Genomic DNA, 25,325 nt, shown 5'->3' with positions numbered 1-25,325 from the left:
CCACTAACAATTTTTCAACTCAAATTTAGTTATATTCTAGTTGTTCTCCGTCGCTTCTTCTCTCGCCTTCTTAGCTGGCTTGCGTTTTTTATAGCGGCTGCGGATGGTGTTGAGGTGATCGCGAAGATTGACCTTGTGAGTTCTTTCATGATAAGCGTAAGCACAGATGAAGGTGAAGTCCACAAGGAAATCATAAATTTCTTGCAGTTTGAGGCGGACGGACTCATTCACGCTCTGGTGAGCTTGTCCGAAAATCTGGTGAGAAAATTGTCATTTCATTATTTGGGATAACCATGAATTGAATCCAAACGATCCAATTTGAAAGCATTTAGCTTTGTTTTAGAATTATACTGAACTATAGCAATTTTCTTATGAAGCTTATCTAGTTTTCCATCATCCAGTTTCTCGTTGGTTGCCACATTAATAAATCTATTAATTGTGTCACTATCGGATTCATTATTGCTATTGTAATTATAAATAATCAATTCAGAATCTGTCTCCAAAAGTGAGTTAAGAATATTATTCCACCACCAAAAATCACTGCTCCCCATTGACATGCCATAAATAATGAACAAATCAGTGTCTTTAAAATACGATTTATATCTTTTATCATTTTGGGCCCAATAAGGTTTCAAAAAATTTTTAGCTTTATTTTTATTTGAAGAATTTGTTATTTGACTCTCATTGTCAAATCCAAATAGCATTGATTTTGGTACGTTTTGATATCCATGAGGATGTGCGATATCAACCATTAAGTAACTTGAATAATAAGTTGTCTCATCGAATCTCTTACGGTCGCATTTCCCCTCTGAAATGCTATTTGGATTAGGGTGAAACCAAATTTGTCTGTCTGAAACTTTATGAGGTTTTGGATCATACTGCCCTTTATCCAACACTAAAATATTATCTAGCATAGATGTATAGTTAAAATTCAGAATCTCCCAATTAAATAACTTATAGTGATCTGTCTTAGAAGGGAAATGTAATTTTCGAAAATTATCTTCATCTAAATCTCCTAAAAAATGAGTGAAAGAAGCAAGGGCGATTCCTTTTAAAGAACTATCATTCCCCAGTTGTGCTAACATATTAGGAGTTATAATCTCATTTAAAAAATTAGAAAATTCAACCTGAAACTGATTAAAGTCATCAGTCAATTTCTTTTCATTAATACAATTATTCTCGTTGAAAATCTCAATTAAACTATTCTCAAAGTCACTCCAGTTTTTCTTAATATTAGGATCTTTTTCATTATCTTTCTTATCCTCAGTCATTTTTTTAAAGATCATATTATCTTTATCAAAATTCTTATAGCAAAGATAATTATAGAAATTTTGATAAGAAGTCCGATACGGAGAACCTAGATATTCCATTAACTGAATATCTACTCCATTACCAAACAAAGCCATAATATTAATTTGGCCATCATCAGCCAATTTTTCAAATTCTTGATTTGTATATTTGGCATAACTCATATTCTCTTTTTCATCCTTTCAAAACACCCCACTCTCTTCCAGCGTAAACTTGACATTGTCTTCAATCCACTTACGGCGTGGTTCGACCTTATCGCCCATTAGTACATTGACACGGCGTTCGGCGCGTGCTAGGTCTTCGATCGTGACACGGATAAGAGTGCGGGTTTCTGGATTCATAGTTGTTTCCCAGAGTTGGTCCGCATTCATCTCACCAAGACCTTTATATCGTTGGAGTGTTGCGCCTTTGCCGAACTGCTTGCGGAGTTCTTCTAGCTCTCCGTCCGTCCAAGCGTAGGCCACTTCTTCTTTCTTGCCTTTGCCTTTGGACATCTTGTAAAGAGGCGGAAGGGCGATATAGACATGTCCTGCCTCAACTAGGGGACGCATGTAACGGTAGAAAAAGGTTAAGAGCAAGGTCTGAATATGGGCACCATCTGTATCCGCATCGGTCATGATAATGATCTTATCATAGTTGGCATCTTCAATAGAGAAGTCTGCTCCGACACCCGCTCCGATGGTATAAATCATGGTATTGATTTCTTCATTTTTGAGGATATCTGCCATCTTGGCCTTGGCTGTATTGATGACCTTACCACGAAGAGGTAGGATAGCTTGGAATTTACGGTCACGACCTTGCTTGGCAGAACCACCGGCAGAGTCCCCCTCGACCAGATAGAGTTCGTTCTTGGCAGGGTTTTTAGACTGGGCTGGGGTTAATTTCCCAGAAAGCAAGCCCTTGTCTTTCTTGTTTTTCTTGCCATTTCGGCTCTCATCACGAGCCTTACGAGCTGCTTCACGAGCATCACGAGCCTTGATAGCCTTGCGGATAAGATTGGAAGCAAGTTCTCCATTTTCCATGAGGAAGAAGGTTAACTTATCAGCCACAATCCCATCTACAACTGGACGAGCTAGTGGACTTCCAAGTTTGTCCTTGGTCTGTCCTTCAAACTGAAGGTGCTCTTCAGGAACCAGAATAGAAAGGACGGCAGCAAGTCCCTCACGATAGTCTGAACCTTCAAGATTTTTATCTTTTTCCTTGAGAAGACCTGTCTTACGAGCGTAGTCATTCATGACCTTGGTAATGGCAGACTTGAGTCCTGTCTCATGTGTTCCACCGTCCTTGGTGCGAACGTTATTGACAAAGGATAGAATGTTATCTGAAAATCCATCATTGTACTGGAGGGCAACTTCCACTTGGAAACCATTGTCTTCGCCTTCAAAGTATAGGACTGGCGTCAAGGTTTCCTTGTCTTCATTGAGGTAGGAAACAAAGTCTTGTACCCCGTTCTCATAATGGAATTCGATTGCTTCATCTGTTCGCTTATCTGTCAAAGACAAGGTGACATTTTTTAAGAGAAAGGCTGACTCATTGAGTCGTTCTGAAATGGTATTGTACTTGAAGTCAGTCGTAGAAAAAATCGTCGCGTCAGGCATGAAGGTAACCTTGGTACCGGTCTTAGACTTGGGTGCTGTACCAATTTTCTTCAAGGTTGTAACGGGTTTTCCACCATTTTCAAAACGTTGTTTATAAACCGTTCCATCACGGGTAATTTCCACTTCTAGCCAACTTGATAGGGCATTAACGACTGAAGATCCCACTCCGTGGAGACCACCAGATGTCTTATAACCCCCTTGACCGAATTTCCCTCCAGCGTGGAGAATGGTAAAGATAACCTCAACGGTTGGAATTCCCATGGCATGCATCCCAGTCGGCATCCCTCGACCATGGTCTTGAACCGTTAGACTGCCGTCTTTATTGATGGTCACATCAATGCGATCACCAAATCCAGACAAGGCTTCATCGACTGCATTGTCCACAATTTCCCAGACTAAGTGATGGAGACCTGCTCCGTCGGTCGATCCAATATACATCCCTGGACGTTTACGGACCGCATCCAACCCTTCTAGCACCTGAATGGCGTCATCATTGTAGTTATTAATATTGATTTCCTTTTTTGACACAAGGAACCTCCTATTTGTTCATCTTTTCTATTTTACAGGTTTTCTAGCGATTTTGCAAAGCTTTTCCCTTTCAGCCGTCACAATTTCACAGGATATTCTCTGACTTTCTATACCATTTCATGGTATAATAGGTCTATGATGACATTTGTATTATTAATTTTAGCTTATCTGCTAGGTTCGATTCCGTCTGGTCTTTGGATTGGGCAAATCTTCTTTCAAACAAATCTGCGTGAACATGGTTCTGGAAACACCGGAACAACCAATACTTTCCGAATTTTAGGTAAGAAAGCGGGTATGGCAACCTTTGTGATTGACTTCTTTAAAGGAACCTTGGCCACTCTCCTTCCAATCCTTTTCCACCTACAAGGTGTATCACCTCTTGTATTTGGACTTTTGGCCGTAATTGGACATACCTTTCCTATCTTTGCAGGATTTAAGGGTGGCAAGGCTGTCGCAACTAGCGCTGGAGTTGTTTTCGGATTTGCGCCTGTTTTCTGTCTCTATCTAGCAATCGTATTCTTTGGAAGCCTCTATCTAGGTAGTATGATTTCACTGTCTAGCGTTACTGCTTCTATTGCAGCCGTTATTGGAGTTCTCCTATTTCCACTATTTGGATTTATCCTGAGTAGCTATGACCCCCTCTTCATTCTGATTATCCTAGCACTTGCTAGCTTGATTATCATTCGTCACAAGGATAATATCACACGTATCAAAAATAAAACTGAAAATCTTGTCCCTTGGGGGTTGAACCTAACCCATCAAAATCCAAAAAAATAAAACGCCAGTTTGAAACTGACGTTTTTTTGTATGCTTATTTTGACTTGATGTAGTTGATACCGTCTGCCTTAGGTGCAACTGCTTTTCCAAAGAAGGCTGCCAAGACAAGGATAGTCAAGACATAAGGCGCGATTTGAAGGTAAACCGCTGGCACTCCTTGTAGGAAAGGTAATTGAGAACCGATAACTGCCAAACTTTGTGAAAGTCCGAAGAAGAGACTAGAAAGCATAGCACCGATTGGGTTCCATTTACCAAAGATCATTGCTGCAAGAGCGATAAATCCAGGACCGACAATAGTTGTCACTGAGAAGTTAACTGAAATGGATTGAGCATAAATCGCTCCCCCAATTCCACCAAGGAAACCTGAAATAACAACCCCAAGATATCGCATCTTGTAGACATTGATCCCCAAGGTATCCGCTGCCTGAGGGTGTTCACCAACAGAGCGAAGGCGAAGACCAAAGCGAGTCTTAAAGAGAATAAACCAAGCAAGGAAAGAGAAGGCAATCGCGATATAACCTAGTAGACTGGTTGACTTGAAGAAGATATCACCAATCACTGGGATATTTGCTAAAACTGGGAAATCAAAACGTCCAAAAGTCTGGCTTAAGTTATCCGTTTGTCCTTTGTTATAAAGAACTTTAACCAAGAAAACCGCTAGGGCAGGAGCCATCAAGTTCAATACTGTACCACTGACAACATGGTCCGCACGGAAATGAACTGTAGCGACTGCATGGATGAGGGAGAAAATAGCTCCCACGATACCAGCAACTAACAAGGAAATCCAAGGGGTCGCTGCTCCAAGTTGTTCTGCAAATTCAAGGTTAAAGACAACCCCAGAAAAGGCTCCCATAACCATAATTCCTTCAAGACCAACGTTAACGACACCACCACGTTCAGAGAAAACTCCCCCGATACTCGTAAAAATAAGTGGTGCTGAGTAAATCAGCATAGAAGAGACCAAGAGGGTGAGTAATGTTGTAATAGACATCCTTACTTACCTCCTTTAACTTGTTTTTTAGGTTTGACAAAGCGTTCGATAATGTAGTGAACGCTGACAAAGAAGATAATAGACGCTGTTACAATGCTAACAAGCTCAGACGGAACTTGCGCTGCGTTCATACCCGGTGCTCCTACTTGCAAAACTCCAAATAAGAAGGCTGCAAAGAGAATTCCAATTGGTGAATTTCCAGCAAGCAAACTAACTGCCATCCCGTTAAATCCGATAGCTAATGATGATCCCTGAACGTAAACGTTTTGGAAAGTTCCAAGACCTTCGACCGCTCCACCAAGACCAGCCAAAGCACCAGAGATAATCATTGATAGAATGATTGTACGTTTTGCTGAAATACCAGCGTACTCTGAAGCATGGGGATTAAGACCAACTGCACGAATTTCAAAACCGAGAGTCGTTTTCTTGAGCAAGAACCAAATCACACAAACAGCAATGATTGCAAAGAAGATTCCAATATTCATACGAGAATTTCCAGTCAACTCTGATAACCATGGTGTCTGGTATGTAGCATTGGCACTAACACGAATCGTTGAGTCTGTACTTTGCATAATATCTTTAGGAAAGGCATGAATAAAGGCATTTCCCACATACAATACAATGTAGTTCATCATGATGGTCACGATAACCTCTGACGTACCGAGATAAGCTCTGAGAATACCTGGAATCGCACCAACAATTCCACCTGCGATCAAAGCAATGATCACTGTTAATGGAATCAAAACGAGACGAGGCATATCTGGATTTGACAAGGCAAACCAACCACTGAGAATCCAGCCTGCCAAAGCCTGACCAGGAAGCCCGACGTTAAAGAAACCTGCACGACTGGCAACTGCGAATCCAAGACCTATCAAGACAAGAGGACCCATGGCACGGAAAATTTCTCCAATCCCACGGAGGCTACCAAAAGCTGTATAGAACAACTCCTCATAGCCCCAGATAGCATCATATCCGAAGATCCACATGACAATGGCTCCGAGCAAGATTCCTAAGAATACGGAAATCAAGGGAACCGAAATTTGTTGTAATTTTTTAGACATCACTCTTCTCCTTTCCCAAGTTTCCACCTGCCATCAAGACACCAAGTTCTTGTTTGTTAGTCGTTTCTGGCGATACAATACCTTGAATCTTACCATCATGAATAACAGCAATTCGGTCTGAGACATTTAAAATCTCATCCAATTCAAAGCTGACAACAAGGACAGCCTTCCCGTTATCACGCTCTTCAATCAAACGTTTGTGGATATATTCAATGGCACCGACATCCAAACCACGAGTTGGCTGGCTGACGATAAGGAGATCAGGATCTCGATCAATCTCACGAGCGATAATCGCTTTTTGTTGATTTCCTCCTGAAAGAGCTGCTGCTGGAACAAATTCGCTTGCCGCACGGACGTCAAATTCTTCCATCAATTTCTTGGCATGTGAAGTGATATTGGCATAGTTCAAGATGCCATTTTTGCTGAGTGGTTCTTTGTAGTAGGTTTGAAGAGCGATATTTTCTGAAATCATCATCTCCAAAATCAAGCCATCCCGGTGACGATCCTCAGGAACGTGTCCCACGCTTAGTTCTGTAATTTGTCGAGGATGCATCCCCACGATTGATTTGCCTTTTAATTCAACGCTACCTGACTCAACCTTACGAAGACCAGTAATGGCTTGAATGAGTTCAGATTGACCATTGCCATCAATACCTGCTATACCAACAATTTCACCAGCACGAACATCCAAAGAAAGATTCTTCACAGCTGGTACACCGCGGTTTTCATTAACAACCAAGTCTTTGATAGACAAGACCACTTCTTTGGGTTGCGGTGCTTGTTTTTCCGTTTTAAAGGAGACTGAGCGTCCAACCATCATTTCTGCCAAGTCCGCATTTGTTGCCCCTGCGATTTCAACTGTCTGGATTGATTTCCCACGACGGATAACCGTCACTCGATTCGATACCGCACGAATCTCATCTAACTTGTGGGTAATCAAAATAATGGACTTCCCTTCTTTGACAAGGTTTTTCATGATTGCCATCAACTCATCAATCTCTGAAGGAGTCAATACGGCTGTAGGTTCGTCAAAGATAAGGATATCAGCACCACGATAGAGTGTTTTCAAGATTTCTACACGTTGTTGGGCACCAACGGAAATATCCGCCACCTTAGCAGCAGGATCCACTGCCAAACCATAACGTTCAGAAAGAGCCTTGATTTCTTTAGTAGCACCAGCTATATCTAGAACACCATTTTTAGTGATTTCACTCCCTAAAATGATATTTTCAGCTACTGTAAAAGCCTCAACCAACATAAAATGTTGGTGAACCATCCCAATTCCAAGAGCAGCGGCTTTAGATGGCGAGTCAAGTTTTACAACTTGACCATTCACCACAATTTCACCGCTCGTTGGTGCAAGAAGTCCTGCCAGCATATTCATCAGAGTGGATTTACCCGCTCCATTTTCTCCTAAAAGTGCATGGATTTCACCTTTTCGCAGTTGCAAGTTGATTTTGTCGTTTGCTACAAATTCACCAAACACCTTGGTAATATCCCGCATCTCAATGACATTTTCGTGTGCCATATGCTCTTCCTTTCAGAGGTTTATTTTATTTCAATAAAACCTGCTAATCACATTAACAAGCTCTATTGAGACAAAAATTGCCTCAATTCTTAAAGAAGCGACCAATGGCCGCTTCCTAAGAAATGACTTTTATCCATTATTTTTCAGGAACTTTTACGCTTCCGTCAAGGATTTTAGCTTTTGCATCTTCAACAGCTTTTTTACCTTCTTCTGAAAGGTTTGTTACTGCTAGTTCAACCCCTTTATCTTTCAATGAGTAAACAATAACTTGTCCACCAGGGAATTCACCTTTTTCTGTTTTGTTGGCAATATCTTTTACAGTTGTACCAACTTGTTTCAATGTAGATACAAGAACGAAGTTAGATTCTTTACCATCTTTAGAAGTGTATTTACCTTCTGCTGCTTGGTCACGGTCTACACCGATAACCCAAACTTTTTCGTTTTCATTTTTGTTTTCGTTCAATGATTTTGCTTCAGCAAAGACACCAGCACCTGTACCACCAGCTGCTTGGTAGACAACGTCTGCACCGGCAGCATATTGAGCTGCTGCAATTGTTTTACCTTTGGCAGCATCACCAAATGAACCAGCGTAGTCAACTTGGACTTTGATAGATGGGTCTACTGACTCAACACCAGCTTTGAATCCAGCTGCAAAACGTGAAATAACTTCAGATTCGATACCACCTACAAAACCAACTTGTTTTGTTTTCGTAGTTTTCGCTGCTGCAACACCAGCAAGGTAAGCTGCTTCGTTATCCGCAAATCTTACGCTCGCAACATTCTTTTGACCTTCAATCACATCATCAATCAAGACATAGTTTAGGTCAGAGTGGTCTTTCGCTGCTTCCTCAACTGCATTGTGAAGGGCAAAACCAACACCGAAGATCAGGTTGTAACTTCCAGCCGCTTGTTGCAAGTTGTTAGCATAGTCTGCTTCGCTTGTTGATTGGAAGTAAGTGTAACCTTTATCTTTAGAAAGATTGTGTTCTTTACCCCAGTCTTGCAAACCTTCCCAAGCTGATTGGTTAAATGATTTATCATCAACACCACCAGTATCTGTTACGATTGCTGCTTTGGTCTTCATTTCTGATGAAGATGAAGCTGCGTTACGAGAAGAGCGGTTACCACATGCAGCAAGTCCAACTGCTGCTACTGCAACTAGACCAAGGCCTAGCCATTGTTTCTTGTTCATTACTGAACCTCCTAAATAAGATGTGCAACGATGTTGCAAGTATGGATTGTTTGGTCACACAGACCACAGCCACTACAAGAGTGGTCCAGACTAATTTAAGTCTGTAAATGAGTATGGAAGTAACTCCCCGACCGTCATCTCGACCGTCGATTTATCTTTAGCGACTAAGGTCACTTTTAGATCTTGTTCAAAAAATTCAACCATGACCTGGCGACAAGCACCACATGGCGAGATGGGTTTCTCAGTTTGTCCGTAGACAATCAATTCTGAAAATTCCCGTTGCCCTTCTGAAACTGCTTTAAAAATAGCAGTACGTTCTCCACAATTAGTCAAGGGATAACTAGCATTCTCGATGTTCACACCCGTATAAATACTACCATCCTTGGCAACTAAAACAGCTCCGATAGGAAAGTGAGAATAAGGCACATAGGCTTGTTTGCTGGTTTCAATTGCTAGTTCAATCAACTCAGTAGTCGCCATCTGCCAATTCTCCTTTTAAAATCGCAACGCCAGCAGATGTTCCGATACGGGTAGCGCCTGCTTCCACAAAAGCGACAGCATCTGCATATGAACGCGCTCCACCAGCTGCCTTAACTCCCATATCTGGCCCGACTGTTTTACGCATCAACTGAACATCCTCAATAGTGGCACCACCAGTTGAAAATCCAGTTGATGTTTTGACAAAGTCAGCTCCCGCTTTCTGGGATAATTGGCAGGCCACAACCTTTTCATCGTCTGTCAACAAGCAAGCTTCGATAATAACTTTCACCAACTTGTCACCACTTGCTTCTACGACAGCACGGATGTCCGATTCAACCAAATTAAGATTACCTGATTTGAGGGCACCGACATTGATAACCATATCAATCTCATCTGCACCGTTTTGGACAGCTTCTTTTGTTTCAAAAGCTTTCACAGCTGAAGTTGTTGCTCCCAAAGGAAAACCTACTACTGTACAAACCTTTACATCTGAGCTTTCAAGCCCTGTTTTCGCATGTTTAACCCATGTGGGATTGACACAAACACTGGCAAAGTCATACTCACGCGCTTCAGATAGCAAACGATCAATTTGTTCTTGGCTTGCATCTTGCTTTAAAAGCGTATGATCAATATATTTATTTAACTTCATATTCGGATTCTCCCTGGTTTTATGAGATAATTTCTATAATTTCTCGTAAACTTTGCACTCCATCATTTATTTTAACATATTTTTGAAATTCTGTAACTAGTTCAGAAGAAATTTTTCCATTTGTATAAACTTTTGCAACAATTTCAGCCTTTTGAACGGAGTCTCCAACTTTCTTTTCAAAAACAATCCCTGTTTCATAGTCCAAGTCATCAGACTTGACTGCACGACCAGCTCCTAGTCTCATGGCATAGAGCCCAAATTCCATAGCTGGAAGGGCTGAAATAACACCCGTTTCTTGAGCTGGAATTTCCAGCACATGGGCAACTTTGACGGGGCGATAGAGATCTTCTAAATCGCCGCCTTGTGCTGCTACCATTTCTTCAAACTTAGCCAGTGCTTGGCCATTTTCCAGGTGTTGACGGATTTCCTCGATCGTTTTCTCAACATCAGCCAAGCCAAGCATAATCTGAGCTAGCTCGCAGATAAAGTGACTAATATCTTCTCGGCCTTTTCCTTGAAGAATCTCGATTGCCTCAAGGATTTCGAGACGATTGCCAATGGCTCTTCCCAAGGGCTGGCTCATATCGGTAATGACTGCTACCGTCTTTCGACCAACTGCCTTACCAAGATCCACCATGGTTTGAGCCAATTCGCGCGCCTCATCAACCGTCTTCATGAAGGCACCCTCACCGACCGTTACATCTAGCAAAATGGCATCCGCTCCTGCAGCAATTTTCTTGCTCATCACCGAACTAGCAATCAAAGGAATCGTGTCGACAGTTGCTGTCACATCACGGAGGGCATAGAGAAGTTTGTCTGCTTTAACCAGCTGATCGGACTGCCCAATGACAGATACACCAATGTCCTGTACCTGACGAATGAAATCCTCTTGACTTCGCTCGACTTGGTAGCCCTGAATGGACTCCAATTTATCAATTGTCCCACCAGTATGGCCGAGACCACGACCACTCATTTTAGCAACGGGCACTCCGAAACTCGCAACAAGGGGAGCCAGAATCAAGGTCACCTTATCACCTACACCACCAGTCGAATGCTTGTCAACTTTAACCCCCTCAATAGCTGACAAATCAAACTCCTGACCTGTCTTGACCATATTCATCGTCAGATCAGAAATCTCACGTGTGGTCATTCCTTTAAAATAAACAGCCATAGCAAAAGCAGACATTTGATAATCTGGAACAGTTCCAGCCACATAGCCTTCTACCAACCATTTTATTTCAGCCGTAGTCAGTTCTTGACCATCTCGTTTCTTTTGGATTAAATCAACTGCTCTCATTCTTTCACACTTCTAAGGATATAGTATCCCTTATCTTTCTTTACGATTTCACAATTGCCAAAAACGTCTTCCATCTTATTTCTAGCACTTGGAGCTCCTTGTTTTTTCTGAATGACAATGGTTAAATCTCCTCCGTCATTCAAGAAATCTCTGCTCTTTTCGATAATCTCATGAACAACCTGTTTGCCCGCTCGAATAGGCGGATTGGAAATAACATGGTCAAACTTCCCTTCAACTTGTTCATAGATATTGGATTGGAAAATCCTCGCTTCAATCTTATTTCGTTCAGCATTTTGTCGCGCTAAGTCTAGAGCACGATTATTGATATCGACCATAGTTGCCTGAACTCCATAAGCCTTGGCCAATGACAAGCCCAATGGCCCATAACCACAACCCACATCAAGGATCGTCTCTCCTTCATTGAACTCTAGGCACTTGAGCAAGAGCTGACTCCCAAAGTCAACCATTTTCTTGCTAAAAACACCCGCATCCGTCAAAAAGGTCATGTTTTCTCCCAACAACTCCACTCTCAACTCATGAATGTCGTGAGCAGCATCAGGATTTTCTGCATAATACATTTTACTCATAAAACTATTTTACCATAATTTAGCTTGAATTGTAAATCGTTTACAAAGTGATGAGCAAATGAAAAAGACTGAAGAATCCTAGTCAAAAAACCTTTTCTTCAATCTCTTTCAATTATTAGAAATACATTACAATCTATCGGGAACTACAAATTATCATAGTCAGGAAAAAAACAGATCGTCTGTAATCAGGCGCATTTTTATCACTATTTCTTAACCTTAAAATACTTTATTATCAACAAGATTCCCAATATGATGTTTAGATAAAAACCCAACTGATAAGTTTGTGTCAAGATTTCCAAACTTGTCCAAAGTCGTATCAAATCTTCTAGTGACATACGGAATAGATATCCTTCTGTAGCAATCCACAAAATCAAAAATAGATAACTACCAGCAGCAAGCCATTTCGTCCACTGCTTTTTTACTAGCCAGGCAATCAAGAGCGAACAGATAAAGACAACTGTTACAAGGAGATGATCCATTAAGAAGGTAAAACCGTAATAGGTTTCTACAAAGCGTCTCCCATTATCCGCATTCGCTCCCCTTATAAAAGGTAGTGCAAAACTTAAAATAAAACAGAGTTCCAATATATATCTTTTTAAGATTTTCATGACACACCTCCTATAAGTTGTGAACCAAAAAGCCCACTTTCAATAACTGATAAGTCTTTAGAAACCATTCCCTATCTCATCATTAAATTATTCAACCTCCATCTACCTCTATTATACGATATTGACTTACTACCATCAAGAAACCGCTTTATCTTTTTAACTTTTTATGGTATGATAAACAAAATATCTAGGGGAAAACAAATGACCAACGAATTTTTACATTTTGAAAAAATCAGTCGCCAGACTTGGCAATCATTGCATCGCAAAACAACCCCTCCCTTGACGGAGGAAGAGTTAGAATCCATCAAGAGTTTCAATGACCAGATTAGCCTACAGGACGTAACAGATGTCTATCTTCCCCTAGTTCATCTTATCCATATTTACAAGCGTACTAAGGATGATTTGGCATTTTCAAAAGGAATTTTCCTCCAACGTGAAAGCAAATCCCAACCTTTTATCATTGGGGTTTCTGGAAGTGTTGCTGTGGGGAAATCGACTACTAGTCGATTGCTTCAGATTCTTCTATCACGTACTCTCCCAGATGCTACTGTAGAATTGGTAACAACTGACGGTTTTCTCTATCCCAATCAAACCTTGATGGACCAAGATATCTTAAATCGCAAAGGTTTTCCTGAAAGCTATGATATGGAAGCCTTGCTGAATTTTCTTGATCGTCTAAAGAATGGGCAAGATGTCGATATTCCTGTCTATTCTCATGAAGTGTATGACATCGTTCCTGGAGAGAAACAACGTGTCAAAGCTGCTGATTTTGTCATTGTCGAGGGGATTAATGTCTTTCAAAACCCTCAAAATGAGCGCCTTTACATCACTGATTTCTTTGATTTCTCCATCTATGTGGATGCTGCTGTTGAGGACATTGAAAGCTGGTATCTGGATCGTTTCTTAAAGCTGCTCAGCTTTGCCCAAAATGATCCCAACAGCTACTACCACCGCTTTACGCAAATGCCGATCGGAGAAGTTGAAGCCTTTGCACATCAAGTTTGGACCAGCATTAATCTCACAAATCTACAAAACTATATAGAACCAACAAGGAATCGCGCCGAGGTCATTCTCCACAAGACTAAAAACCATGAAATCGATGAAATTTACCTAAAAAAATAATTTCCCCTTGTCAAAACATAAGTTTTCAGATATAATAGTATAGTTAGTAAATATGGAGGTAAGAACATTGGCAAACATTAAATCAGCTATCAAACGCGCTGAATTGAACGTTAAACAAAACGAAAAAAACTCAGCTCAAAAATCAGCTATGCGTACTGCTATCAAAGCTTTTGAAGCAAACCCTTCTGAAGAACTTTTCCGTGCTGCTAGCTCAGCTATCGACAAAGCAGAAACTAAAGGTTTGATTCATAAAAACAAAGCAAGCCGCGATAAAGCTCGTCTTTCAGCTAAACTTGCTAAATAAGAAACAGTCCATAGAGGCTGTTTTTTTGTCCTCTGATCAGAAAAGGAAGAAAATGAAAATCGCAATCATAGGATATTCTGGAGCTGGTAAGTCAACTCTAGCAGAAAAGTTATCTAACTACTACTCCATACCCAAACTGCATATGGATACACTCCAATTTCAACCTGGTTGGCAAGACAGTGACCGCGAATGGATGTTAGGCGAGATGAAAAACTTTCTCACAAAGCATGAAGCTTGGGTCATCGATGGCAACTACTCTTGGTGCTATTATGAGGAAAGAATGCAAGAAGCTGACCAAATCATCTTTCTCAATTTTTCACCTTGGACTTGTCTCTTTCGAGCCTTTAAACGGTATCTCACATACCGAGGCAAGGTCAGAGAAAGTATGGCTGCAGGCTGTCCTGAACGCTTTGACTGGGACTTTATCAGATGGATTCTCTGGGATGGGCGTACAAAGAATGCCAAAGAACGTTATCAACGGGTTCAAGAAACCTATCCAGATAAAGTAATTGTCCTCCGGTCTCAAAAGGTGATAGACCACTTCTTAGAAAATATCCCACATAACAAGAAAAACCAACGTACCTAACGTTGGTTTTTTACTTTTAGCCAATTACACTTCCATTTGGTACAGCTGGATCAACTGTGAGAAGAGTTAATTTGCCTTCATGTTCAGCCGAGAGGGGTACATCAGAATAAGTATTTCATAAAACTATTAAACTCGAAAAAAAGCCCAAATGCTATCTGATTACTGAACATTTCACCTACTAATGAGAAACACTTGCCTCTACTCTATAATAATAAAAATCTTCATCATAATTTCCAGCTGATTGAGTAATAATTAATCGCGGCCGTGAGCTATCTGATTGATCACCCATTGGATTTTTAAAACCTATTTTAAACAATCCAATAGCAGCACTCGTATGACCACTTTGTAAACTAACATATGGAACACTGCTCTTCTTAGATGAATCTTTTATTACTTTAATCCTATTTCCATCCCCAGTTGTTCCATCAGAATTAATTATCAATTCCTTACCGCGACCATTCCTCCATTTTCCAACAAGTGTTGAAATATCTCCATTTTCAATCGCTTCAATATCTAAGTCTACTTCTGAAATTGTATTTTTTTGGTATATTTCCCACCAACCCACTTTATATGGTCTAAGATAACTTTTTCCATAAAGAATTCTATTTTCTTGAATTTTCTCATTATCTGGTCCAGTTTCATTAGCAGGAATAAATGTTAGCACTAATTCTTGCCCAATAATTGCATTTTTATTATCCCCTACAAAATAGACTTCATAATAACCATTATTTTTCTTCGGTTTTTTACTTTTATCTAGCTTGAATTGAGCATGTGTAGAACCACTCCAAAACAGCCAATTTCCCTCTTGTTTGGATATTTTGGGGAAGACTGAAGTTTTATCTTCAAAATAATCTTCAGGACTGTACCCATACAAAGTAAAGTTTGATTCCGCTATTGCTTTTTCTAAATAGTCATTAGAATATGTCCCTTCAAAAGCGCTTAAATCTCCTTGAAGAATATTATCCTTACTATTTTTAAAATAATCAGTCCTACTAGCAAATATCATTTCATGATTCTTATTTCCGTCTGATAAGGTAATTACCGTTAAAATGTTAGATGAATCATCTACATTATTAACTAAAATAGAGATTTTAAAATCCTTATTTCCATCTGATTTATTAAATTCTGTAACAGAAGACCTATTGTTGCCATCTTTCTTCCAATCCGTAGAAAAGTCTCCAAATACATTACCTTCGTCTGTATTATATGAGATTCTCCAATTTTGATTATTTTTAGCAACAGTAGCTTTCTCACCTGTAGAAGAAATATAATCACCTGAAATATCCTCAAAATCTGATTTTATGACTTCAGTAGTAGTTGATTGCACTTCTTGATGTTTACTTTCTTTACGATTTATAAATAAAGAAAACAAAAGAAAAATAGCAAGTAGTAAAACAACTCCTAAATAAAGAATAGCATTTTTCTTCATTCCCAATCTCCAAAATATTATTTATTTTAGTAAAAAAACAGTTTTTCTATACGAAAAATAGAAAACTGTTTTTATCTATAGATTTTACCCAATCACACTTCCGTTTGGTACAGCTGGATCAACTGTGAGAAGGGTTAATTGTCCATCGTGTTCAGCTGAAAGGATCATTCCTTGACTGACATATTTCTTCATCATCTTACGTGGTTTGAGGTTGGCAACGATTTGGACTTTCTTACCGATCAATTCTTGTTCGTTTGGATAGTATTTAGCTATTCCTGAGAGGATTTGACGATCTTCACCATCACCAGCATCTAGGCGGAATTGAAGCAACTTATCAGAACCTTCTACTTTAGAAACTTCTTTGACTTCTGCGACACGGATTTCGACCTTATCAAAGTCTTCAAACTTGATTTCATCCTTGTTGAGTTTGAGTTCAACTTCATCTGGATTCCATTCTTTTTCGACGGCTGGTTTATTGCCTTCCATTTGTTCCTTGATATAGGCAATCTCTTCTTCCATGTCGAGACGTGGGAAGATTGGTGTTCCTTTGGCAACAACAGTCACACCTGCAGGGAAATCTGCCAAACTCAAGTTTTCAAGACTAGAAACTTCTGCTAAACCAAGTTGAGTCAAAACTGCACGACTGGTTTCCATCATAAATGGTTCAATCATGTGAGCTACAACGCGAAGGCTAGCTGCTAAGTGACTCATAACACTTGCCAATTGGTCACGAAGTGCTTCATCCTTAGCCAAGACCCATGGAGCTGTCTCATCGATGTATTTGTTAGTGCGAGAGATAAGGGTCCAGACTGCTTCTAAAGCACGTGGGTAGTCAACTGCTTCCATGTGAGTATGGTAGTCAGAGATAGATTGCTCTGCTACTTGGGCAAGAGCATTATCAAATTCAGTCACACCCTCTACATAGGCAGGGATTTTCCCATCAAAATACTTGTTAATCATGGAAACTGTACGGTTAAGGAGGTTTCCAAGGTCATTTGCTAATTCATAGTTGATACGGCCGACGTAGTCTTCAGGAGTGAAGGTTCCGTCTGAACCAACCGGAAGACTACGCATGAGGTAGTAACGAAGTGGATCCAGTCCATAACGTTCTACTAGCATTTCAGGGTAAACGACATTCCCCTTAGACTTAGACATCTTGCCGTCTTTCATGACGAACCAACCGTGGGCAATCAAGCGGTCAGGCAATTTGATATCCAACATCATGAGAAGGATTGGCCAGTAGATTGAGTGGAAACGAAGGATGTCTTTCCCTACCATGTGGAAGACCGTTCCATTCCAGAACTTGTCGTAGTTAGCATGATCGTCTTGCCCGTAACCAAGAGCAGTCGCATAGTTAAGAAGGGCATCAATCCAAACATAGACAACGTGTTTTGGATTTGATGGGACTGGCACACCCCAGGTAAAGGTTGTACGAGAAACCGCCAAATCTTCTAAACCTGGCTCAATGAAGTTTTTCAACATTTCATTGAGACGGCCATCTGGAGTGATAAAGTCAGGATGAGATTTGAAAAATTCGACCAAACGGTCTTGGTATTTGCTGAGGCGAAGGAAATAAGACTCTTCTGAAACCCACTCCACTTCGTGACCTGATGGAGCGATACCGCCCGTCACATTTCCAGCTTCATCACGGAAAACTTCCGCAAGCTGGCTTTCTGTAAAGAATTCCTCATCTGATACTGAATACCAGCCAGAGTATTCACCCAAGTAGATATCATCTTGAGCAAGCAAGCGTTCAAAGACCTGAGCCACTACTTTTTCATGGTAGTCATCCGTCGTACGGATAAATTTATCGTATGAGATATCGAGTAATTTCCAGAGTTCTTTGACACCAACTGCCATGCCGTCAACATAGGCTTGCGGCGTGATGCCAGCTTCTTCCGCTTTTTGCTGGATTTTCTGACCATGCTCGTCAAGACCTGTCAGATAAAAGACATCGTAGCCCATGAGGCGTTTGTAGCGAGCTAGGACATCACAAGCGATGGTTGTGTAGGCAGAACCGATATGAAGTTTACCAGATGGATAGTAAATCGGTGTTGTAATATAAAAATTCTTTTCAGACATGATTTTTCCTTTCCAGGCAAATGAAACCTGTTTTTCTATCACTTCATTATATCATATTTTTAGTGATTTTCGATAGGAAAATCCACACAAAAAACAAGATAGACAAGCGTCCATCTCGTTTTTTCTGTTCTATATCTTATTCATAACGAAGGGCTTCGATTGGATCGAGCTTAGAGGCTTTATTGGCCGGCAAGACTCCGAAGATCATCCCAACGCTGGCTGACACAGCTAAGCTAAAGAGAGCGATTGGGAGGGAAACCCCAACTTCAATACCTGCAATCATGTTTTGAAGCAATACTCCAGCTAACATGGTCATTCCAGCAGCAATCCCAAGGCCGATGACACCACCTAGCAAGGTTAAGATCATGGATTCAATCAAAAACTGTACCAAGATATTAGCCCGAGTAGCTCCGAGCGCTTTCCGCAAACCAATCTCACGCGTGCGTTCTGTCACCGAAACCAGCATGATATTCATAACACCGGTTCCCCCGACAAAGAGAGAGATTCCTGCGATGGCACTGATAATGGTGGTCATAAAACCAAAGAGTTGTTGTACTTCTTGGAAGGCGGCAGTTGCGTCCGCAACTTGGTACTCTCCTTGCTGAAGACCAGCAATCTCGGTCAGTTTTCGAGCCAACTCTGGTCCCAAGGTCTGCGTTAGACTAGTATCATTGACACGAAAGACGATATTCGAGATTTCATCAGTATTAAAATTGGCTGCGAGAGAGATATTAGTCGTAATTGGAAGACCACCAATCCCAAAGGCTTTAGCAGTTTTAGCTTCATTGCTAGTATAAACGCCAATCACACGGTAACTAAATTCATTAACAGAGATGATTTGATTAACCGCAGCTTCGGGACTATCAAACAAACTCTTGGCTAGTTCTTCGTCCAGCAAAATCACACTGGCAAATTCCTTGTAGTCTTGCGGTCTTAGACTTCTACCCGCAACGATTTCATTTTCAACTGCGTTCATGTAGGTGCTATTTCCGCCTGTCAGATTCGCTCGTTCAACCTTCTTATCCTTATAAGATAAGGTAACGTTGGTCGAGTTGGTGACATAGTAACTGTCTACTCCTTTGAGTTTGGCAGCCTCCTTGACCCAAGATTCTAGTGGTTTTGGTGGTTCAACATGAACATCCTCTTCTTTCCCGCTGACTGTCAAAGCTGACTGACGCTGAGTAAAGGAGCCATCCTTGCTCTTGATAGGAGAGAAAAATACATGGATATCCTTCTGCGATTTGGTCATGTTTTTATTGACCTGACGAGACATAGAGTCGCCAAGAGCCATGATGACAACGACAGACGAAACTCCGATGATAATCCCAATCATGGTGAGGAAGGAACGCATCTTGTGAGCCATGATGGATGAAAAGGCAAATTTCAGATTCTGCATCTTAGTTTTCCTCCTTTTCTAGGGCACTGTCTGATGAGATAACACCATCACGAATGACAATTTGGCGTTTGGCATAGGCAGCAATCTCAGGCTCATGCGTGACCATGATAATGGTTTTCCCTTCCTTGTTTAACTCCACCAACAGCTGCATGATTTGATTTCCCGTCTTGGTATCCAAGGCTCCTGTAGGTTCGTCTGCTAGGATGATAGAAGGATTATTTACCAATGCACGGGCAATCGCTACACGTTGCTTTTGACCACCTGATAACTCGGAAGGCAAATGATGACTGCGCTCCGTCAGCTCAACCTTTTCCAGAAATTCCTCAGCCAATTTCCGACGTTTAGAAGCCGAAACTCCAGCGTAAATCAAGGGCAATTCGACGTTTTGAAGCGCATTGAGCTTAGACAAGAGAAAGAACTGCTGAAAGACAAAGCCGATTTGCTGGTTGCGGACCTTGGCCAGTTGTTTCTCTCCCAGACCTGCAACTTCTTTACCTTCAAGGTAGTACTCTCCACTGGTTGGTGTATCCAACATTCCGATGGTATTCATCAAGGTAGACTTACCAGAACCAGATGGTCCCATAATGGCAACAAACTCACCTTCATGAACTTCTAGACTGATATTTTTAAGGACCTGCAGTTCTTGGTCACCATTTCGATAACTTCTACAGATATTTTTGAGACTAATTAGTTTCTTCATCAGCCTTCACCTCTTTTCCTTCTTCCAAGGAAGATGTTGGATTACTGATGACCTTGGCACCGTCTGTCAAACCTGAAGTAATTTCTTGGTTGTCTGCGTCCGCATTCCCCAAAGTAACTTCTACCTTCTTCGCTTTTTTCTGGTCGTCAACGATCCAGACATAGTTTTTGTCATTTTCGGTAACAACACTTGTCAAAGGAACAAGGATGGCCTTACTCTTGTTTTTGACTTCCACACTGACAGAGAAGCCTTGTTTCAACTCACCGATATCGCTAGTCACATCAACAGTATAAGGGTACTTAGATCCAGTATTTCCTCCAAGGGCTGCATTTGCTGCTTCTCCATTGTTTTTAGGATAATCAGAAATATAGCTGATTTTTCCTGTCCAGCTCTTATCTTGGTAAACCTTCGAAGTAAAGGTAACTTCTTGGCCTACAGAAAGGTTAGCAAGGTTGTATTCAGACAACTCCCCTTTGACCTGCAAGTTTTCATTACTTACAACATGAACTACCACTTGGCTGTTACCCGTTGGTGATTTGGAAACATTACGATTAACTTCAACTACAGTCCCTTCAAGTGTACTGAGGACAGTTGCGGCATCTAGCTGTGCTTGAGCCTTGTTGAGCTGAGCCACAGCATCTGCACGGTTATCCTTGGCATCACTTATTTGAGAATCAATAGAGGATACGGAAGAAGTTGCTGCTTGCGCTTGTTCTGGGAGTCCAGCTTCTGTTGGAACCTGTGGAGAAGCTGGTGTAGCTGATGCATTTTCACGAGCCTTGTTTAACTCCTCGATATGACGGTCTGCCTTTGCAACTGCACGATCAGCCGCATCATAGGCAGCTTGAGCATCTGCACTGCTGTATTTGACCAAAGCTTGCCCTTCTTCGACCTTGTCCCCAACCGAAACGAGAATTTCATCTAAATCTCCCTTACTAGCATCAAAATAAACGTATTGTTCATTTTTTGCTGTAACCGTACCTGACAAGAGAACCGATGAAGCAACGGAACCTTCCTTAGCAGTAACGATATGAGAGGTTTCCTCCTTGACTGCTGACTGGGAAGGTTGTCTAAAAATCAAAATCCCCGCAGCACCGATAACAATAGCACTGGCAACACCAATCGCTGTGTATAATTGCCATTTTTTTGCCTTTTTATTTCTTTTCATTTTTAAGCTCCTTTATTCTTTTGCCTTACAAAAACCATTATATCAGAAATACCAAGCCCAAACAATGACAGTTCAGATGGAAACAATGACAATTCAGGATCATTATTTCGTTCGGTATTCGTTTATTGGATTATTGTGCTAGATATATAATACAATATCTTTTTGAATTTGGCAAGCGTTTTTATAATTTTTTTACCGTAGCAGATTTTTGCATTCAAAAAATAAAAACGATAGAATATGACTATCAAAGCTATAAGGAGTTTTATATGAGAGAATATGATATCATCGCCATCGGTGGAGGAAGCGGCGGTATTTCCACTATGAACCGAGCTGGTGAACACGGTGCTAAAGCTGCTGTTATCGAAGAGAAAAAATTAGGTGGAACCTGCGTCAATGTCGGCTGTGTTCCTAAAAAAATCATGTGGTATGGAGCGCAAATCGCTGAAAGCTTCCACCACTACGGCCCTGACTATGGTTTTACAAGTTCAGATGTTCAATTTGATTTCGCAAAACTTCGTCAAAATCGTGAAGCCTACATCGATCGTGCCCGCTCGTCTTATGATGGAAGTTTCAAGCGCAACGGTGTTGATTTGATTGAAGGTCGTGCTCATTTCGTTGATTCCCATACCGTCAGCGTTAATGGTGAATTGATTCGTGCCAAGCATATCGTGATTGCGACTGGCGCTCGTCCAAGCATCCCAACTATCCCTGGAGCTGAACTCGGTGGTAGCTCAGACGATGTCTTTGCTTGGGAGCAACTTCCTGACTCCGTTGCGATTCTTGGAGCTGGTTATATCGCGGTTGAATTAGCAGGTGTTCTCCGCGCACTAGGAGTAAAAACGGATTTGTTTGTCCGTCGTGATCGTCCCTTGCGTGGTTTTGACAGCTATATCGTTGAAGGACTTGTCAATGAAATGGAAAAAACAGGTCTACCTTTGCACACACATAAGGTACCCGTCAAGCTCGAAGAAACGGAGCAAGGTATTACCATTCATTTCGAAGACGGTTCTAGTCACACTGCCAGCCAAGTTATCTGGGCTACCGGTCGCCGTCCAAATGTAGACGGTCTGGAGATAGAAAAGGCTGGCGTCACACTCAACCAACGTGGATTTATCCAAGTAGATGAATACCAAAATACAGTTGTAGATGGCATCTATGCTCTTGGAGATGTTACTGGTGAGAAGGAACTGACCCCGGTAGCCATCAAGGCAGGACGTACCCTATCTGAACGCCTCTTCAACGGGAAAACAAATGCCAAGATGGACTACACGACTATCCCTACTGTTGTCTTCTCCCATCCAGCAATCGGAACGGTTGGTTTAACTGAGGATCAAGCCATCAAAGAATACGGCCAAGATAACATCAAAGTCTACAAGTCAAGCTTTGCATCTATGTACTCTGCCGTTACAAGCCATCGTCAAGAGTCTCGCTTCAAACTCATCACTGCCGGTGCAGACGAAAAAGTTGTTGGACTTCACGGACTTGGTTACGGAGTGGATGAGATGATTCAAGGATTCGCTGTTGCTATTAAGATGGGAGCAACCAAGGCAGACTTTGATGCTACAGTAGCTATCCACCCAACCGCTTCAGAAGAATTTGTGACCATGCGCTAATTATCGCAAGAGACCACATGTGGTCTCTTTTTACTTGTAAAATCGGCCGTTACAAAATTGTTACCTTGATTTCATAAATAGGTTGACTTTTCTTTCTAAATTAGTATAATAGTTACTATAATTTTGAAAAGAGGTTAACAGTTTTGAAAAAAGCTCATATCTATGCTATCCCTGCTATCGGTGCTGCTCTCATCGCTGTATTGGCACAAATCAGTCTCCCTATCGGTCCTGTACCTTTCACTTTGCAAAACTTTGCGATTGGTCTGATTGCTACTGTTTTTAGACCCAGAGAAGCTGTTCTATCTGTAGCTCTCTATCTCTTGCTGGGTGCCATTGGTTTACCTGTTTTTGCAGGGGGAGGAGCTGGATTTCACGTTTTAGTCGGCCCAAGTGCAGGCTATCTTTGGTTCGACCTTGTCTATGCTGGACTTACATCTTATCTCATCCATCAAAAAAGTGGCTACATTCGCATTTTCCTAGCCAACCTCTTGGGTGACTCCCTCGTCTTTGTCGGAGGTATTCTCAGCCTCCACTTCCTTGCCGGGATGCCATTTGATAAGGCACTAGCTGTCGGTGTCCTTCCCTTTATCCTCCCTGATCTTGGTAAGATTATTGCCATTAGTTTCATTAGTCGTCCCCTACTCGAACGATTAAAAAGTCTTCCATATTTTTCAAGATAAAAAAATAGTCCAGAACAATTGTTCTGGACTATTTCCTTTCTAAGAATCAACTGTACACTATTTAGCTACTTGACTATTCTTATACCGGTATGAATATTAATCGTTTTATTCTTCAAATTACAGCTATTCACGATATGCAAAGTAGAAAAGTATTCTAATTGATTCAAACCAAATAAGCTTCCATTGATTTTGGATTCTTAGCAATTGTATACTTTTCAGAAAACGCATTTTCAATGATTGAGCTATATTTTATAAATTATTTGTGATACAATAGAGCTACCTAAAAGATTCAGAAAATTTAATGTTCATTGATTGTTTATATTAACTTGAACATTCTGATTTTTCTTCATTCAAAAATAACTGTAAATAATTATAAGTAGAAAGGTAATTCTATGGCAAAGAATACTCGTGAGCTAATCATTAGAGCTCTCATCACACTAGCTAAGAAAAATCCTCAGCGTAGTTCCTTTACAATGACTGAAATTGCTGCTGAAGCTGGTATTTCACGACAAGCGATTTATCAAAAGCATTTTAACAACTTTGAAGATATTATCGAATACATTCACGAAGAGACCAATCAACACATTTTTAACGTCTTTAATAAGTACTGCCCTAGCAATGATGGAGATCCTATCAGCTTTTTAGCAGACCATATACTTCCTCTCATATACGAAAAAAGGGAAGTTATTAACACCTTGTATACCACACAAGCCGACCCATGTTGGAAGGAATTTCTGCGTGGAACATACTCAGAGTGGGTACTAAAGAATGTCAATTACCAACTGAAATATAATTTTAATAAAGAGGACATCGCTTATATCATTACGACCATGGCCATCTCTTTTATTGAAGTCTGGATTCGTAAAGATAATCCAATGCCACCTGAAGAGTATAGAGAGACTTTCATTCAATTGGCTAAGACTTCTCTCTGTGACTATATTGTGTCCTAAAAAAAGAATCTTGAGTTATACTCAAGATTCTTTTTATTGTCCCCCTTTAAAGGCATCGACCATTACCTGAAATTCTTCATTGGAAAGCGTGATTCCTTTGCCCATTTTAGTATGGTCTGGGCTCCAAGAACGAATATCAAACTTTGCGGGTGCTCCATTAAAGCTAACTCTATTTAGTTCTTTTGTCCATCCTTTGTCATTTTCAGACAAGGTGAGCAAGTGTTCTTCGATTTCAAATGTAAATTCTGCCATTTTAACTCCTTTATGTGATATGCTTTCTATAGTCTATTCGTAAAAATCTTGTGGTTTTTAAGAAAATTTTATATAATGTGGATATATAAGAAGGGAGGATTCTATGAGACAGACATTCAAACTAGTTCTAGATAAACTACATGGTTTTCTCAATGGGAATGATGATCATCCTCAAATCGAGGACAACTCCCTCACTGCTATGATTGAACAAGCCATCCAGAAAAAGTCGGCTATTCATGTCATACTTGCTGAGACAAGTTTTACGGGTGATATTGTCAAACACGATGCTAACCGCCAACAAATCATCGTCAAAAATTTTTCAAAAAACGTGACCCGAATCATTCGTATCAGTGATATTAAACGACTTCGTTTCGTTCCCTCAACTGTACAAAAAGCTCAGAAAAGCCTATTTAAGAAAGAGTGAGATGTTCTTTGCATC

25 protein-coding genes and 1 pseudogene are annotated in these 25,325 nt (G+C 40.8%); 8 read left to right on the top strand and 18 right to left on the bottom strand.

The genetic code is table 11. The features are described from left to right. Window positions 1–36: 36 nt before the first annotated feature. The 3 genes and pseudogenes from A0739_RS09990 to parE all read right to left on the bottom strand — a co-directional run. Window positions 37–234 (bottom strand): annotated as a pseudogene (locus A0739_RS09990) (hypothetical protein); the annotation flags it as partial. A 44-nt stretch (window positions 235–278) separates the two neighbouring features. Next, window positions 279–1,472 (bottom strand): AbiH family protein, encoded by a 1,194-nt coding sequence (locus A0739_RS02165; RefSeq protein ID WP_061586908.1) that lies wholly within the window; start codon window positions 1,470–1,472, stop codon window positions 279–281. 18 nt (window positions 1,473–1,490) lie between these two features. Continuing rightward, window positions 1,491–3,434 carry a DNA topoisomerase IV subunit B gene (parE, locus tag A0739_RS02160; protein WP_000037297.1) on the bottom strand — a complete coding sequence of 648 codons (1,944 nt, stop codon included), beginning with the start codon at window positions 3,432–3,434 and terminating at the stop codon, window positions 1,491–1,493. A gap of 135 nt (window positions 3,435–3,569) precedes the next feature. On the opposite strand from parE, the gene plsY reads away from it, so the two are divergent. Continuing rightward, window positions 3,570–4,211, top strand: coding sequence for a glycerol-3-phosphate 1-O-acyltransferase PlsY (gene plsY / locus A0739_RS02155; RefSeq protein ID WP_061586907.1), 642 nt, complete (start codon window positions 3,570–3,572; stop codon window positions 4,209–4,211). Window positions 4,212–4,245: 34 nt separating this feature from the next. Here the strand turns inward: plsY and A0739_RS02150 are convergent, their stop codons facing one another. From A0739_RS02150 to A0739_RS02110, 9 genes are all read right to left on the bottom strand, one after another. Then, window positions 4,246–5,202: an ABC transporter permease gene (locus A0739_RS02150; protein ID WP_061420806.1), complete on the bottom strand. Its 957-nt coding sequence runs from the start codon at window positions 5,200–5,202 to the stop codon at window positions 4,246–4,248. Between the two features lie 2 nt (window positions 5,203–5,204). Beyond that, the gene (locus A0739_RS02145) at window positions 5,205–6,263 is read right to left on the bottom strand and encodes an ABC transporter permease (RefSeq protein WP_000038682.1); all 1,059 of its coding nucleotides are present in this window, start codon (window positions 6,261–6,263) and stop codon (window positions 5,205–5,207) included. Beyond that, window positions 6,256–7,791, bottom strand: a complete 1,536-nt coding sequence (locus tag A0739_RS02140; protein ID WP_061586906.1) for an ABC transporter ATP-binding protein — start codon at window positions 7,789–7,791, stop codon at window positions 6,256–6,258. The genes A0739_RS02145 and A0739_RS02140 overlap by 8 nt, the downstream gene beginning before the upstream one ends. A 136-nt stretch (window positions 7,792–7,927) precedes the next feature. Beyond that, a complete protein-coding gene (locus tag A0739_RS02135; protein ID WP_001036150.1) occupies window positions 7,928–8,983 on the bottom strand; it encodes a BMP family lipoprotein in 1,056 nt (351 codons plus the stop codon). A gap of 90 nt (window positions 8,984–9,073) precedes the next feature. Next, window positions 9,074–9,463 (bottom strand): cytidine deaminase, encoded by a 390-nt coding sequence (locus tag A0739_RS02130; protein ID WP_000246111.1) that lies wholly within the window; start codon window positions 9,461–9,463, stop codon window positions 9,074–9,076. Beyond that, on the bottom strand, window positions 9,450–10,112 hold the full coding sequence (gene deoC / locus A0739_RS02125; protein WP_061586905.1) for a deoxyribose-phosphate aldolase: 663 nt from the start codon (window positions 10,110–10,112) through the stop codon (window positions 9,450–9,452). The genes A0739_RS02130 and deoC overlap by 14 nt, the downstream gene beginning before the upstream one ends. 19 nt (window positions 10,113–10,131) lie before the next feature. After that, window positions 10,132–11,409, bottom strand: a complete 1,278-nt coding sequence (locus tag A0739_RS02120; RefSeq protein WP_061586904.1) for a pyrimidine-nucleoside phosphorylase — start codon at window positions 11,407–11,409, stop codon at window positions 10,132–10,134. Then, on the bottom strand, window positions 11,406–11,996 hold the full coding sequence (locus A0739_RS02115; RefSeq protein WP_082243781.1) for a class I SAM-dependent methyltransferase: 591 nt from the start codon (window positions 11,994–11,996) through the stop codon (window positions 11,406–11,408). The genes A0739_RS02120 and A0739_RS02115 overlap by 4 nt, the downstream gene beginning before the upstream one ends. A 203-nt stretch (window positions 11,997–12,199) precedes the next feature. Further along, on the bottom strand, window positions 12,200–12,604 hold the full coding sequence (locus A0739_RS02110; RefSeq protein ID WP_061586902.1) for a hypothetical protein: 405 nt from the start codon (window positions 12,602–12,604) through the stop codon (window positions 12,200–12,202). Between the two features lie 201 nt (window positions 12,605–12,805). Between A0739_RS02110 and coaA the strand changes: the two genes are divergently transcribed. The 3 genes from coaA (at window position 12,806) to A0739_RS02095 (ending at window position 14,616) form a co-directional block, all read left to right on the top strand. After that, on the top strand, window positions 12,806–13,726 hold the full coding sequence (gene coaA / locus A0739_RS02105; protein WP_061586901.1) for a type I pantothenate kinase: 921 nt from the start codon (window positions 12,806–12,808) through the stop codon (window positions 13,724–13,726). Between the two features lie 67 nt (window positions 13,727–13,793). Continuing rightward, the gene (gene rpsT, locus A0739_RS02100; RefSeq protein ID WP_001274000.1) at window positions 13,794–14,030 is read left to right on the top strand and encodes a 30S ribosomal protein S20; all 237 of its coding nucleotides are present in this window, start codon (window positions 13,794–13,796) and stop codon (window positions 14,028–14,030) included. A gap of 52 nt (window positions 14,031–14,082) precedes the next feature. Further along, window positions 14,083–14,616, top strand: coding sequence for a DNA topology modulation protein (locus A0739_RS02095; protein ID WP_061586900.1), 534 nt, complete (start codon window positions 14,083–14,085; stop codon window positions 14,614–14,616). Window positions 14,617–14,794: 178 nt separating this feature from the next. On the opposite strand, the gene A0739_RS02090 is transcribed toward A0739_RS02095, so the two are convergent. From A0739_RS02090 to A0739_RS02070, 5 genes are all read right to left on the bottom strand, one after another. After that, entirely contained in the window at window positions 14,795–16,045 is a 1,251-nt protein-coding gene (locus A0739_RS02090) for a DUF6287 domain-containing protein (RefSeq protein WP_061586899.1), read from the bottom strand. Window positions 16,046–16,129: 84 nt separating this feature from the next. Next, on the bottom strand, window positions 16,130–18,127 hold the full coding sequence (gene metG / locus A0739_RS02085) for a methionine--tRNA ligase (protein WP_061586898.1): 1,998 nt from the start codon (window positions 18,125–18,127) through the stop codon (window positions 16,130–16,132). A 136-nt stretch (window positions 18,128–18,263) separates the two neighbouring features. Then, window positions 18,264–19,523 carry an ABC transporter permease gene (locus A0739_RS02080; RefSeq protein WP_001180398.1) on the bottom strand — a complete coding sequence of 420 codons (1,260 nt, stop codon included), beginning with the start codon at window positions 19,521–19,523 and terminating at the stop codon, window positions 18,264–18,266. 1 nt (window position 19,524) lies between these two features. Further along, complete coding sequence (locus tag A0739_RS02075) at window positions 19,525–20,223, bottom strand: ABC transporter ATP-binding protein (RefSeq protein WP_061586897.1); 699 nt, start codon at window positions 20,221–20,223, stop codon at window positions 19,525–19,527. Further along, window positions 20,207–21,391: an efflux RND transporter periplasmic adaptor subunit gene (locus A0739_RS02070; RefSeq protein WP_061586896.1), complete on the bottom strand. Its 1,185-nt coding sequence runs from the start codon at window positions 21,389–21,391 to the stop codon at window positions 20,207–20,209. Before A0739_RS02070 ends, A0739_RS02075 begins: the two co-directional genes overlap by 17 nt. A gap of 266 nt (window positions 21,392–21,657) precedes the next feature. Between A0739_RS02070 and gor the strand changes: the two genes are divergently transcribed. The 3 genes from gor to A0739_RS02055 all read left to right on the top strand — a co-directional run bounded on the left by gor (window position 21,658) and on the right by A0739_RS02055 (window position 24,634). Further along, window positions 21,658–23,004, top strand: coding sequence for a glutathione-disulfide reductase (gor, locus tag A0739_RS02065; RefSeq protein WP_061586895.1), 1,347 nt, complete (start codon window positions 21,658–21,660; stop codon window positions 23,002–23,004). Window positions 23,005–23,147: 143 nt separating this feature from the next. Continuing rightward, window positions 23,148–23,684, top strand: coding sequence for a biotin transporter BioY (locus tag A0739_RS02060; protein WP_000709010.1), 537 nt, complete (start codon window positions 23,148–23,150; stop codon window positions 23,682–23,684). A 392-nt stretch (window positions 23,685–24,076) separates the two neighbouring features. Further along, window positions 24,077–24,634, top strand: a complete 558-nt coding sequence (locus A0739_RS02055; protein WP_061586894.1) for a TetR/AcrR family transcriptional regulator — start codon at window positions 24,077–24,079, stop codon at window positions 24,632–24,634. Between the two features lie 33 nt (window positions 24,635–24,667). Here A0739_RS02055 and A0739_RS02050 read toward each other — a convergent pair whose 3' ends face one another. Then, window positions 24,668–24,886, bottom strand: coding sequence for a YdbC family protein (locus tag A0739_RS02050; protein ID WP_000807419.1), 219 nt, complete (start codon window positions 24,884–24,886; stop codon window positions 24,668–24,670). 103 nt (window positions 24,887–24,989) lie between these two features. On the opposite strand from A0739_RS02050, the gene A0739_RS02045 reads away from it, so the two are divergent. Further along, on the top strand, window positions 24,990–25,310 hold the full coding sequence (locus A0739_RS02045; protein WP_033629575.1) for a eukaryotic translation initiation factor 4 gamma: 321 nt from the start codon (window positions 24,990–24,992) through the stop codon (window positions 25,308–25,310). The last annotated feature ends 15 nt before the right edge of the window (window positions 25,311–25,325 follow it).

The organism is Streptococcus oralis (genome assembly GCF_001588645.1).
Classification (GTDB): domain Bacteria; phylum Bacillota; class Bacilli; order Lactobacillales; family Streptococcaceae; genus Streptococcus; species Streptococcus oralis_AB.
This window is presented reverse-complemented; position numbering and strand designations above follow the sequence as displayed.

Coding starts and splice junctions, on each gene's coding strand:
- A0739_RS02110 (WP_061586902.1), bottom strand. CDS start 12,604: ATGAAAATCTTAAAAAGATATATATTGGAACTCTGTTTTATTTTAAGT.
- A0739_RS02075 (WP_061586897.1), bottom strand. CDS start 20,223: ATGAAGAAACTAATTAGTCTCAAAAATATCTGTAGAAGTTATCGAAAT.
- A0739_RS02130 (WP_000246111.1), bottom strand. CDS start 9,463: ATGGCGACTACTGAGTTGATTGAACTAGCAATTGAAACCAGCAAACAA.
- A0739_RS02045 (WP_033629575.1), top strand. CDS start 24,990: ATGAGACAGACATTCAAACTAGTTCTAGATAAACTACATGGTTTTCTC.
- coaA (WP_061586901.1), top strand. CDS start 12,806: ATGACCAACGAATTTTTACATTTTGAAAAAATCAGTCGCCAGACTTGG.
- A0739_RS02120 (WP_061586904.1), bottom strand. CDS start 11,409: ATGAGAGCAGTTGATTTAATCCAAAAGAAACGAGATGGTCAAGAACTG.
- gor (WP_061586895.1), top strand. CDS start 21,658: ATGAGAGAATATGATATCATCGCCATCGGTGGAGGAAGCGGCGGTATT.
- A0739_RS02080 (WP_001180398.1), bottom strand. CDS start 19,523: ATGCAGAATCTGAAATTTGCCTTTTCATCCATCATGGCTCACAAGATG.
- A0739_RS02090 (WP_061586899.1), bottom strand. CDS start 16,045: ATGAAGAAAAATGCTATTCTTTATTTAGGAGTTGTTTTACTACTTGCT.
- A0739_RS02165 (WP_061586908.1), bottom strand. CDS start 1,472: ATGAGTTATGCCAAATATACAAATCAAGAATTTGAAAAATTGGCTGAT.
- metG (WP_061586898.1), bottom strand. CDS start 18,127: ATGTCTGAAAAGAATTTTTATATTACAACACCGATTTACTATCCATCT.
- A0739_RS02150 (WP_061420806.1), bottom strand. CDS start 5,202: ATGTCTATTACAACATTACTCACCCTCTTGGTCTCTTCTATGCTGATT.
- A0739_RS02070 (WP_061586896.1), bottom strand. CDS start 21,391: ATGAAAAGAAATAAAAAGGCAAAAAAATGGCAATTATACACAGCGATT.
- A0739_RS02050 (WP_000807419.1), bottom strand. CDS start 24,886: ATGGCAGAATTTACATTTGAAATCGAAGAACACTTGCTCACCTTGTCT.
- plsY (WP_061586907.1), top strand. CDS start 3,570: ATGATGACATTTGTATTATTAATTTTAGCTTATCTGCTAGGTTCGATT.
- A0739_RS02095 (WP_061586900.1), top strand. CDS start 14,083: ATGAAAATCGCAATCATAGGATATTCTGGAGCTGGTAAGTCAACTCTA.
- deoC (WP_061586905.1), bottom strand. CDS start 10,112: ATGAAGTTAAATAAATATATTGATCATACGCTTTTAAAGCAAGATGCA.
- A0739_RS02140 (WP_061586906.1), bottom strand. CDS start 7,791: ATGGCACACGAAAATGTCATTGAGATGCGGGATATTACCAAGGTGTTT.
- A0739_RS02055 (WP_061586894.1), top strand. CDS start 24,077: ATGGCAAAGAATACTCGTGAGCTAATCATTAGAGCTCTCATCACACTA.
- A0739_RS02115 (WP_082243781.1), bottom strand. CDS start 11,996: ATGAGTAAAATGTATTATGCAGAAAATCCTGATGCTGCTCACGACATT.
- A0739_RS02145 (WP_000038682.1), bottom strand. CDS start 6,263: ATGTCTAAAAAATTACAACAAATTTCGGTTCCCTTGATTTCCGTATTC.
- A0739_RS02135 (WP_001036150.1), bottom strand. CDS start 8,983: ATGAACAAGAAACAATGGCTAGGCCTTGGTCTAGTTGCAGTAGCAGCA.